Source organism: Mycobacterium gordonae, assembly GCF_001417955.2.
GTDB classification, from domain to species: domain Bacteria; phylum Actinomycetota; class Actinomycetes; order Mycobacteriales; family Mycobacteriaceae; genus Mycobacterium; species Mycobacterium gordonae_B.
On sequence record NZ_LKTM01000040.1, the window covers coordinates 1 to 11,518 of the forward strand.

Genomic DNA, 11,518 nt, shown 5'->3' on the forward strand with positions numbered 1-11,518 from the left:
CCGGCGGCCTGGGCGGCACCGGCGGGGCCGGCGGCCCTGGCGGCGCGGGCGGACCCGGCTATGGCTTCGCCCCCCCGTTCCAGGCTCCGTCGGGCAATCCGGGTAACCCTGGCTTGAAGGGTGCCGACGGTGCCAATGGCCGTCCGGGTTAGCCCTGGCCGCTGTCATCCAATTCGGTTCACTTTTCCTTGGAGATCACCATGACCAATTTTGCTGTGTTGCCGCCGGAGATCAATTCGTGGCGGATGTTTGCCGGTGCCGGTTCCGCGCCGATGCTGCAGGCCGCGGTGGCCTGGGAGGGGCTGTCCGCGGAGTTGGAGTCGGCCGCCCACGCGTTTACCGCGGTGACCGCGGGGTTGACGGGCCAGGCGTGGCAGGGGTCGGCGGCGGCGGCGATGGCGGCCGCCGCGGCACCCTATCAGCGGTTCTTGAGCGCAGCCACGGCTCAGGCGGCCGCGGCGGCCGGACAAGCCAAGTCTGTCGCTTCGGCGTTCGAGGCGGCCCGCGCGGCGACCATTCCTCCGGCGGCGGTGGCGGCCAACCGAAACGCGTTCGTGCAGTTGGTGATGACGAACCTGTTCGGCCAGAACGCGCCCGCGATCGCGGCGGCGGAAGGCATCTATGAGCAGATGTGGACCCAAGACGTGGCCGCCATGCTCGGATACCATTCGGGGGCCTCGGCGGCGGCGGCCCAGCTGGTCTCGCTGCCCAGCAATCTGCAGCAGCTGCTGCAGGGCCTGCCCAGCCTGGGCGTGGGCAATAAGGGCAACGCCAACGTCGGCAGCGGCAACACGGGCAGCGGCAACGTCGGGGAAGGGAACCGAGGCAGTTCCAATCTGGGCGGCGGCAATATCGGCAACGACAACATCGGCAACGGCAACCTGGGCAACGGCAACGTCGGCATTGGGAACTTTCGCAACGGCAACATCGGCCTAGGAAACATCGGCAGAATCGCCACCAGCGCGGACCCGGGCCACAACATCGGCATGGGCAACCGCGGCAACAACAACATCGGCTTCGGAAACAACGGCGAAGCCAATACCGGCGGCGGGAACGTCGGCAATGCGAACATCGGCGGTGGCAATACCGGTAACAACAATTTCGGTTTCGGCAACACCGGCAACAACAACATCGGCATCGGCCTCACCGGCAACAATCAGGTGGGCATCAACCTGGCCGGTCTGCTGAATTCGGGCTCCGGCAACATCGGCATCGGCAACTCCGGCACCAATAACATCGGCTTCTTCAATTCGGGTGATCACAACGTCGGCATTTTCAACACCGGCATCAACCCCCTGCAGCCAGGCCAGCTGAACAGCATCGGTTTCGGCAACTCGGGCTACGGCAACATCGGCATCGGAAACGCCGGTTTGCTGAACACCGGCATCGGCAACGCGGGAATATTGAACACCGGCTTCGGCAACTCGGGCAGCGAGAACACCGGCTTCGGCAACGCAGGCTCATACAACACCGGCTTCTGGAATTCCGGTGACACCAACACCGGCAGCGGGAATTCGGGGAACGTCAACACCGGTTCGTGGCATTCGGGCAACGTCAACACCGGCTTCGGCGCAACCACCAACACCGGCCTGGTCAATTCCGGCTTCGGCAACGCGGGAAGCTCCATTTCCGGGTTCGGTAACGCCGCCGTCGGCAGCAACGCAGCGAACATTTCCGGCTTCGGCAACACCGCCAGCGGCCACCCGTTGGCCAACGGCCGCCTGTCCGGCTTCGGGAACACCGGCATACCAGGCCCCCTCAGCTCCGCCACCACCAGCGGATTAGGCTCGGGCTTTTTCAATGTGGGCACCGGCCTGTCCGGATTGTTCAGCATCCGTCGACAATTGCCGTGACGTCAGCACGGGGCTCATTATCAAGGGCGATTCATGATGTGCCGGATTCGGTCGCAGACGTAGATGCGACCGTGTTGCTGACCGCTCGACTCACGTATCGGGGTTGGATCTGCTGTTCTACCGGTCCTTGATCTCCGGTGTTGACGACGGCCAACGCATCCCGCGAACAGTGCGAGGCTGCAACCTCGTCGGCCGACACCAGCAGGGAGGCGTCGATGAGCCCGCCGACGCCTGACTGGTCACCGCTCACCAGTAGGTAATCCGAACAACCCGTAACTTTCAAGCCTGACATTGAGGAATTCGTTGCCACAGGCCGCGCTTTCGCCGCGCGATGGATGGGCTGGTAGGCGGTCATGTATGGGAAAATCACGCTGACAAGCACGGCCGGATCCACATCGTCTGGCACCTTCACCGCCAAGGACTCTGCGACACAGACCACTCGGCGTAGCCACCCCAAACCACTCGCGCGGCGACACGGTCACCCCGGGCACCAGCGTCGAGCATCGCGAACCGACCTGCTCCACAACACCAACGAACTCATACCCAGGGGTAAAGGGCGGCTTGGGACGACCTGGATAGGTTCCGGCTCGAAGCAGCGTGTCCGTGAAGGACACGCCCGCGGACAACACGAGGCCACTCACTTGGTGTCACGTCGAACCACGTCGGCTGCAGATAGTGGCAGCCCGCAAACTTGGTCGGGACCCAGGACGTGTTCGTCCTCCTCGATGACGCTGAGGACCTCTGGCCCTCCGTAGCGTGATACCACTACCCGATTCATCTGCGAACTTTAACTCGAGGCACGAAGTGCGCCTCGCCTCCATTGATAATCTCCACGGAACCGAACTCGCTGGCGCCGCAACGTCGCCGTGGGGGAGCTTTTCCTCAATCTCCGTTGGGGACTCGGCGCCCGTAGCCGCAAATCCAGGCCTGAAGCCGCCGCCGCAGTGCCCCGCCACGGAAGCGTCGCCTCGAAGAAGAGTGCGATGACCCAAGCCACCTCGGCAGGTGGCCTCCTGACCGAGCAGTCCTGCGCGGTTGTTGGGCGGGCTCGGGTGCCTACGGCTGAACCCTGGGAGCGTCCGGTGACCACGGTCGATGAGCGCAGTGTCGCCATTCGCCATAACGGCATCTTCGAAGAAGCTGGCCGAGATTGAGCAGGGGAGTTAGGACGGGTTGGTTCACCACGAGACCGGTAGGTCGACAAGCCCGCCGGCGAGCACGTCGCTACGCGCGGTAAGCATCGCGGGATCCACCGTCAGGTGCATGGCAGGAAACTGCGGAAAGAGCTGGGTGAAAACCGTCTTTAGCTCCATACGTGCTAACGGCGCCCCGATGCAGTACCGCGCGCCGTATCCGAAGGTGAGGTGGGTGGCGTCCCGCCGGGAGATACCCAGACGGTCCGGCTCGGCGAACACCGTCGGGTCGTGGTTAGCCGATTCGATGTCAAGCAGGACCAAGTCTCCGGAATGGATTGCAACACCATTGATGTCGAAGTCGGTGCGCGCATACCGCGGAATGCCGACGACGCCGCCGCCGAAGGCGGCTGCCCGCAATAGCTCTTCGACTGCGATCGGAATAACCGTAGGGTCAGCCAGCATCGCCTGCCGTTGATTGGGATTGGTCAGCAGCAGCAATGCCCCGTATCCGATGGCGACTACCGTGGTCTCGTGCCCGGCGAATAGCAGGAACATCGACAACGTGGCGGCCTCCTCGTCGGAGACGCCGTCAGTTGCACACAAACGGGATATGATGTCGTCGCCGGGGTGGGCGCGTTTGTGCTCGACCAATTTCATGCTATAGCTGAACAATTCGGCCAGGCCATGCTCGGAGCGGGAGTGATCGCGCACATTGGCCGCGTCCTGAGTCCACCCACGAAACTGGTCACGATCGGAGTACGGCACACCAAGGAGCTCGCAAATGACCAGAATCGGCAGCGGCACAGCCAATTTCGCGTACAGGTCGGCCGGCGGACCCTCTTCCGCGAGTTCGTTCAGCAGTCCGCTGGTAAGCGCTTCGACCCTCGGTTGCAGGGTCCGCAAATGCTTGGGCGAGAAGTGCGGCTGCAGTAGGCCACGCATCCGGGCGTGGTCGGCCTCCTCGGTGTTGAAGTTGCCTAACGGGCCGCCGAACAATGCCGATTCCCCGATGCGCGCGGCGGTGTTGGGCTCAGGATGCCCGCGACCCAGTCGGTGGTCGTCAAGCAAACGCCGTACCGCTGCATAGCCAGTGACCAGCCACGCATCATCGCCCACGGGCGTGCGGACCGGGTGAATCGTGGCCTGCGACTGCAACGCGCGCAGTTCAGGCGAGGCTTGGAGCGGATGCGCCCGCGTCAATGGCAGCTGAATTGGTGTGGTCACGGGCATCCTCTAAGGAAAGAAACTCTTGTATAAGATGCCTTAGACAAGGCTAGTTGTAAAGTAACCCGTAAACAAGAGGGGGTTGTGGTGAGTGTCAGCCGAGCCGAGCCGACTCGACGGCTGCCGCGCGAGCGGCGCCGCGAACAGATCCTCGACGCCGCAACCCGCGCCTTTGCCCGGGCAGGCTTTGCTGACACCGGACTTGATGCCGTTGCCGCAGAAGCCGGTGTCACCCCGGTGATCCTGTATCGGCACTTCGCCTCGAAGGCTGACCTCTATCGTGAAGTGCTCGACTACGGTTACCGCCGGCTCCGCGAGGCCACCGGGGCGGACGAATTCGATGATGGCAGCATCCCCGCGCTAGTACGTGCAGCCGCTGCTGATCCGGAGGCCTTCCGACTGCTGTTTCGCTATGCTGCCCGCGAACCCGAATTCTGTGACGTAATAGAACGAGCTCTGGACAACGGGACTGAGATCACGCGCCGCTACCTTGCGGGCATTGCCGACGAGCGGTGGCGGAGCTGGGCAGCGCACCTATTACCTACCGTCACAATGGACGCCGTGATCGCCTGGCTTGACGCCGGCCGGCCCGACCCCGATCAGGCCGCCGCGCGCATCCGTCGTATCGTCGACGCCGTAATCCATGCCGCCCAACCCCGCTGATCTGGCAATAGCACACTGACGACGACCACATTCGCAAGCCGTTATCGGACGCGGTGACGCAGCCAGTTTGCGCTGTCAACACAACATCGTCGGCACAATCCCGGCCAGAGCGGCAGGTGCACACAGTCTGGTTGGAAGGGAGAGACCCGTCTGCCTGGCCTGCGTCGGGCAAAGACCAAGGGTATAAGCCGATGGTTGAAAGTGTGTCCTGCCAAGCTGCGACTCCGGTGTTGGGCCCAGGCGTTCAGCTCACCGATCACACGACATCGCGATCGGTCACCGGGTGTCCGTATCCGGCCAGCACCAGCTCGGTGATCGCCTCCAAGTCGATCACGTCAGCCTTGACCCGCCGTCGGCCCTGCACGCGACGCTGCTCGGCGACCTGAGCGGGATTGAGCTCCAACACTTCCCAGCCGTCCGGCCACCGATGGTCGAGCACCGGGCGGTGGTAGTGGCCGGCGGCTTCCACGCCAACCTTCACCCGACCTGCCGGCGGCACCACAGCCGTGGCCCGCGCCGCCGCTGCGGTCAGACCCAACCCGGTCATCGCGAACTCGACGGACCGACCAGCCGATGACGCGTCGCGTCGGTCATCGAAAACAATGCCGAAGTCTTGCCGACATCAACGGCCACGACGATCGTGGACGACGTGACTGGAGCTGCATGCACAGACACAACAACACCTCCGGGGCGTGTCACGAGGTCAACGTGCGTCAACACGCGGACCCCGGAAGGAATCAGTTACAGATCCCTTCCTGACACCTCCGGAGGCATTTTGAGAAGGACCAAGCCGATCTATATCAGCCGACTTTGGTCAGGGAAAATAATTGATGGTGGTCAACGATGTAGCAGTTCGGTGGGACGTGTGGGATGTCCACCTTAGTGTAGGGCGTGAAGTGCACTTCCCCGTTGAGCGTAACAGGGTCCCACCACTGGACTACGCTCACCGGATGGTATCCGCCATCGAATAAAAAGTCGCCCATCACATATAACGGACACTTCAGACCATCGGGGATAGTCCGCGAATTGACGTATTGGCCATCTTTTAGTGGAGCGTCGAAACTCGACCCCAGCGCAGTCGTCACGTGCGCGATGCAGTCCGGATTGCATGTCGTACTGACAGTCCACGTCCCCGTACCGCCGTCGTCGTCGGCGTAGAGATAGACACCGTCCATCGCCGGAGGTTCCGCCTTGGCCTGCGGTGCGGCCGCGCCAAGCCCCACTCCGAACAACACCGCAATCGCTGCGGGCGGAGGCCACATTCTCATGCGTGTTTCCGTTCTCTTGTCTTACCGCTATCAATGGCGAGGTTCATGTCCCTGCTGGTCATCAGTGTGACCCCCACTTGGCCACTGCGGGACTTCTGACGAACGTGCGTCTGCCGCGGATCACCGGATGAGCACATCTTGTCGGAGTGCCAAAACTTTAATTGAGGGGACGGTGAATTTAAGCGAGCCTCTCAATGCTGGCGCTGTCCCACGTGGATTATCGTAATAGTGCAAGAGGGCAAGCATATTTAGACGCACCATTTTCTTGATCGGATTTGCCAACAACGGTATGCCCGGCACACCCAATGTTTAGAACTCGTGCACCGGCCATTAACTGTCCTAGGGGGCACTTGCAGCGTCATCTGCCTTCCGGCTGTGTCAGGTCGATAAGCGGTGTAGTTCAGAATGGTCATCATCCCGGCTTCCAGGTGCTAGCCGTGATGACCGAGGATCCTGGGTTATCGGCGATCAGCACAGCAGTGAGTTTCTGGTTGGGCAGCACGATGACGGCGACTTTGCGCAATAATTGGAGGGTAGCAGCGCGCCCTGTGCCGTGCTGACGACAGGCGGCCATGGAACATCGCTTTCGTCCGTGCCGACAAGTACCCCATACCCCCTGAGGGTACGGCCAGGTGGCGCGTGTGACAAGGAGCGGGAAGGTTACGAAAGGCCGTCGAACACCTTTCTGGTGCATGGCACGCTGTGCCCGGGGGACCTTCGGCGCCGGCAGGCCACCCGACCCCTGTGTTGGTCCAAAGTTGAAGGCTCGCGGTTCACCGCTTGGCGCACTTTCCTCGCAGTAACTGCCCGCATTTTGACTGACCGCCTGCTCGGTGGCCTCGGGTCAAGCCGTCACCGCAGAGCAACCCATGTCGGTTGTGGGGCGAGATTGGCCACATATGGTACCGTCCGGGGGTATGGGGTATACGCGACCGTCGGCCGATGCCCGATGTACCGGCCGGGCACACCTAACTGGACGGGCCTCCGCGCTGATCGCTGCTACGCGCCAATTGGGGGACACCCTTCCGCTATCATCGCGCGCCGAGCAAGAGGCGTCATCCACATCAGATTTCGCGCAGACGCACATCGAACGCTCAACGACACTGACGAGTTCCGGCGGCAGCCAGCAGCCTTAAGGCACGCCGATACCAGCCAGCGGGGTCACAGGATACGGTGAATTCCTCTCACGGACTTCGTCTTTTAGAATCATATGACGGAGCAGTTCTCGTGCTGTCGGCATCGGGAGTTATTGACCTCGCGACCACGCCACACTTTGCTCACCGCGTCAACGAGGTTCTCAAACAACGGCCCGCCGCGCTCATCATCGATTTGTCCCACGTCGAATTCATGAGTGCGGTGGGCATCGACGTGCTTGTCCAGGCTCACCACGCCACCGACACTACGGCTTATGCAGTGGTCGCTGACGGCCCGGCCACAGCTAGACCGCTGCGGCTGACCGGCCTTCACACCGTCATCGCGATCTATCCGAGCGTGGCCGAGGCCCGCAAAGGCTTAAGGACAGCACCGCCACCCAGCGCAGAGCCACCATGAAGGGCCGGGCGTTGGCGCTCATCCACACTGACCATGCCTCGGTCACTGTCGGTCAGGACGACGCTAGCAAACGCACCGAAAAGGGGTTTTCCCCCGGCGGCACTGACCGCCTGAACCATCACCCCGAAGAATCACACGACGACGTACACCACGTCCTTGGACACTTGACCTCCGCCGAAATCTGCACGGCACGGATCTGGAGACCGCGGAGTACGAAGAGTGGCACTGGTACCGGTTCTTTCGTCTCCGCCGTCGTTTCGAGAGTTGGGCGGCCCAGCGCGGCCCGGGGTGGTTCCGCGGAAAAGCCGGTCGGCCAAGGCGGCTAGGTGAGTGGCGACCATATTCGATGCGGGCACTTCAGCCCGGTCAGAGCCCACGCACGTCGGGCGCTTTTCCTCAGCGTGGCCGACGCCGTTCGCCGTGGTGGTGCTTCGGACCCTTGTGAGACGTGTGCGGCGCACGATTTCAAACGTGCTCGGGCAAGTCTGGTGCCATATGCTGCCCAACCCGACAGTGCCCGGCTGCGGCTGGATTTGCTATTGCTGCCGCGTTGGTGTCGCTGGGGCCGGATCGCCCGCAGATCGCCCTTCGTCAGGCCGAACCCACCACAATGACACGAGTTGGGTCACAGGCGCTTTCGCCAAAACTTTGTCGGCGCTGGTGGCTACGGTAGTGACTGCCGGGATGAAGCAGGAGCCGTCGATGTTCGATGATGAGGTGAATTACCCCACCGCCGTGGCAAGCTATGACGACGGCGGTGTGGCTGAAGCCATCCGCTGGTGCACGTCTCACATGGAGAAGGGCGACACCCTCACTGTCTGGACCAAGCTGAAGTCCAACCTGCGCAACTGCGACATGTTGAACCGACTGGTCATCCGCCACTCCGACGTCGAGCACGTGACCGGCAGAGGAGGCGCATACGTGCGTGGCCACGGCCCGGTGCTGATGGCCTGGCCAGGCATGGACGACATCGGCGAACTGGTCCGATTCAGCAATCACATGATCCGGGGGTTGTGTGTGATCACTTGGAACGCCAACCGGATTCGGCCGTGGGTAACGCAGATGCGACCGGATATCCTCGGCAACGGTTCGGAGTGGGAGGACCTCACGCCGAAGCTAGACCCCGTGGTGATCGAGGCGATGAACAGTCTCACGTTAACGGTCAACCACAACAACACAATCGCGGCTGGCTACGAGAAGGACGACGTCGTGAGTGTGCTCCTCGAACTCCACGATGCCGGCATCCCAATGGACGGCGACGCGATGCGCAGGGATGGGCGCTTGCCCACGGTTGGTCCGGGAAGAACCCGGCATTGCTGGCCAAGTACGTCGAGGACGTCAACGGCGGCAAACGCCCCCGGTGTAACCGAGTGATCCGTTCCGACTACATCGACCACCTGAGGGCGCGGGTGGCCGGAGGCGTCAATGACGACGAGGAATGATCGTGGCCGTCACGTCTGCCCCACAACTTCCGTCGAGTGAGGAATATAGCGGATGCGAATACGGCGGGTTATCAGTAGAACGTAGAACGAGCCCTTATTCCCTATCCTGTTGCAGCGCAGATTATTTCACAGCCCGAGTCAATCGCCGAAAACTTGATCAGCCCGTATGCTCAAGCCAGGGGCCAAGAGCCCGGAAGTGGCGCCGACGAAGGTCGACTCAGACCTCCACCCATAGGCCGCGTCGTACTGCCCAACCGGCGGTTCACCGTCGCAAGGTCATGGTTCGACTACTCGAGAGCGCCAACTTGCAGGACCTCGATCTCTTGGATGCATCCGGCAACCGCGGCCCAACTAGCAAAATGCCAGAGAATTCGACCGATGTTGATACCGCCGATCCGATCAAGGTCGCGATATTCTCTAACATGTTTCGCCGCAGTGCATTTCGCAATTGTCTACACTGGCGATAACTTGCGCAATTCGTACTCATGAAGGGCTTTTCACCGCAGTCGATTGGAGCGAGTGAAAGCGATTGATTCAACAGATGAATCAGGCTTAGCGCTCTGACGCCAATGACGGTGTCGCTTGTCCACGCAAAGATCGACGCCTGAGGCTCAGCGGTCGGCACGATCACCCGCGATGGAACACCGTCCCAACCGTGGGCGTCCGCCGTGCCGTGTGCGTCGATTTGGGTTTGTAGCGAACTGACGCCGATCGCAGCAAGTGCTACGATTGCTACATGATGTCGGACTATGTTATCGCCGAGGTGGACGATGGACTGGAGGTCCGTGGCGTTACCCGAGGGGAGCTCACCGAGGCGCTTCAGCTCCTCAATTTCTTCGGAGGAACCGAGGGCCCACACGAGGCATTCGCCCTGCTACAACTACGCAACGCGCTCGTGCATGACCCGCAGGGCGGTGCACACATCCGCGAGTTCATTGAGGTGTTCAAGGCTATTCGCACGCTGCAAGCCGAGCATGTGGAAGCGTCGCGCGAAGAGCTGCTTCGCGTGCTGATGGGCCATGGCGTTAGTCTGACGCCCGCCGCGACCCTGTCGCAGTCGAAGCGTTTGGCCGCCCACCGCAACGCGCTGCTCGCGACGCCTTTCCACACCTACAAATCGCTGAGTGAGCAGCGCAATTCGTCGGAGTCCAACACCAGAACGTGGGTGGCGCGACGTCGACAAGCGCATCAACTATTCACCGTTGACCATGGCGGCAGGACCTTGATACCGGCGTTTCAATTCGATGAGCACGGCAAGCTGCGCGCCGAGTTGGCGCCGATCCTGGCAGCACTTGCCAATGGGGGAGTGCGGGACTGGTCCTTGTGGACGTGGCTTACCAGCCCGACGAGTTTTCTCTCCGGCGAGGTACCAGAGCGCACCGCAACGACTGATCCAGCGCGTGCGCTGCGCGCAGCCCAGCGCTTCGCCGCGGGTGCGGCCGCCTAGAACACCGGCTCGACGTGACCGCTACGCCTCCGCCCCAGGATCTGGTGTGCCCCCACCCGGCGGGCTGTGGTGTAGTCGCGACGTTGCCCACATTGAATGCAGTGCCCCTCGAAAAAGGCCGCATGCTCTACCGCGTGTACGACGGTAAGTGGGGATATGACGAATTCAATGCAGGCTGGGGCGACACCCGCTTTGCCCCGATCGACGACCCCATCACCGGAAAGCGGTTGTCGAACATGTATGTGGGTGAATCGCCTACCGGGGTCCTGCTCGAGTCGGTCTTTCACGATGTCCACCAGTTGGGCAGCATGATCGCCTACGACGCCCATCTGCACGAGAAGCTGTTGGCGCACATCGAGTTGCCGGTCGATGCTGCGCTGGGCGACCTTCGCGATCCGGAGCTGACGCGGCTAAACCTCAAGCGCAGCCAAGTGATCTCGAGTCCGGCCGAGCACTATGCATGCACCCGGCGCCTGGCGATCGCAGCTCTTGCACAGAAACATGATCCGCCGCTTCAGGGACTGATCTGGCATTCTCGTCAAGCCGAGTTGATCAACAAGCCGCCCGAAGAAGTAATCGTCCTGTTTGGGGAAAGGTACCCGCCGAAGCGGGGTTCCTGGCAGCGGTCCGGACCCGGCTCGCAAAACCTCTACGAAGGGCCAGGGCGACTACTCGTCGAAGAGATCGCCGAAGAATTGCGTGCGCTGATTGAGACGGATAAGGCGTAGGCGCAGTCGTGGCCGGAAGGTAGCAACTTTATCCACGACGGCGATGTGGGCAAAAGTTCGTTGACACCGGCAGGCAGGCGCATTGTCAAGACCGAATTTTGGGCGCCAGTGGGGTCGTGATGTGTAGGTCTAGACGGTATGGAGGCGACTTGAGGCCGAAGGCCTCGGGCTGCAATCGGACGTGGGTTGCCGATGGCGGGTGAACA

Annotated in this window: 10 protein-coding genes and 1 pseudogene; 6 read left to right on the plus strand and 5 right to left on the minus strand. The window is 62.0% G+C overall.

Going from position 1 to position 11,518, the window contains the following annotated elements; translation table 11 throughout:
• Positions 1–200 precede the first annotated feature (200 nt).
• Complete coding sequence (locus AO501_RS06620) at positions 201–1,853, plus strand: PPE family protein (RefSeq protein WP_055576978.1); 1,653 nt, start codon at positions 201–203, stop codon at positions 1,851–1,853.
• 31 nt (positions 1,854–1,884) lie between these two features.
• Here the strand turns inward: AO501_RS06620 and AO501_RS38860 are convergent, their stop codons facing one another.
• The 3 genes and pseudogenes from AO501_RS38860 to AO501_RS06630 all read right to left on the minus strand — a co-directional run bounded on the left by AO501_RS38860 (position 1,885) and on the right by AO501_RS06630 (position 4,219).
• Positions 1,885–2,265, minus strand: coding sequence for a hypothetical protein (locus AO501_RS38860; protein WP_231752362.1), 381 nt, complete (start codon positions 2,263–2,265; stop codon positions 1,885–1,887).
• Between the two features lie 55 nt (positions 2,266–2,320).
• Positions 2,321–2,494 (minus strand): annotated as a pseudogene (locus AO501_RS40630) (alcohol dehydrogenase catalytic domain-containing protein); the annotation flags it as partial.
• Between the two features lie 537 nt (positions 2,495–3,031).
• Positions 3,032–4,219 carry a cytochrome P450 gene (locus AO501_RS06630; protein WP_055576972.1) on the minus strand — a complete coding sequence of 396 codons (1,188 nt, stop codon included), beginning with the start codon at positions 4,217–4,219 and terminating at the stop codon, positions 3,032–3,034.
• Positions 4,220–4,297: 78 nt separating this feature from the next.
• On the opposite strand from AO501_RS06630, the gene AO501_RS06635 reads away from it, so the two are divergent.
• Entirely contained in the window at positions 4,298–4,876 is a 579-nt protein-coding gene (locus AO501_RS06635) for a TetR/AcrR family transcriptional regulator (protein WP_055576973.1), read from the plus strand.
• Positions 4,877–5,132: 256 nt separating this feature from the next.
• Here the strand turns inward: AO501_RS06635 and AO501_RS38865 are convergent, their stop codons facing one another.
• Positions 5,133–5,423 carry an IS110 family transposase gene (locus tag AO501_RS38865; RefSeq protein WP_231752364.1) on the minus strand — a complete coding sequence of 97 codons (291 nt, stop codon included), beginning with the start codon at positions 5,421–5,423 and terminating at the stop codon, positions 5,133–5,135.
• 253 nt (positions 5,424–5,676) lie between these two features.
• Positions 5,677–6,144, minus strand: coding sequence for a hypothetical protein (locus AO501_RS06645; protein ID WP_055576974.1), 468 nt, complete (start codon positions 6,142–6,144; stop codon positions 5,677–5,679).
• 1,173 nt (positions 6,145–7,317) lie between these two features.
• On the opposite strand from AO501_RS06645, the gene AO501_RS06650 reads away from it, so the two are divergent.
• From AO501_RS06650 to AO501_RS06665, 4 genes are all read left to right on the plus strand, one after another.
• Positions 7,318–7,695 carry an STAS domain-containing protein gene (locus AO501_RS06650; protein WP_063892821.1) on the plus strand — a complete coding sequence of 126 codons (378 nt, stop codon included), beginning with the start codon at positions 7,318–7,320 and terminating at the stop codon, positions 7,693–7,695.
• 702 nt (positions 7,696–8,397) lie between these two features.
• Positions 8,398–9,069: a hypothetical protein gene (locus AO501_RS36890; RefSeq protein ID WP_156452356.1), complete on the plus strand. Its 672-nt coding sequence runs from the start codon at positions 8,398–8,400 to the stop codon at positions 9,067–9,069.
• A gap of 804 nt (positions 9,070–9,873) precedes the next feature.
• Positions 9,874–10,584, plus strand: coding sequence for a hypothetical protein (locus AO501_RS06660; protein WP_055576976.1), 711 nt, complete (start codon positions 9,874–9,876; stop codon positions 10,582–10,584).
• Positions 10,585–10,685: 101 nt separating this feature from the next.
• Positions 10,686–11,312: an RES domain-containing protein gene (locus AO501_RS06665; protein WP_156452357.1), complete on the plus strand. Its 627-nt coding sequence runs from the start codon at positions 10,686–10,688 to the stop codon at positions 11,310–11,312.
• The last annotated feature ends 206 nt before the right edge of the window (positions 11,313–11,518 follow it).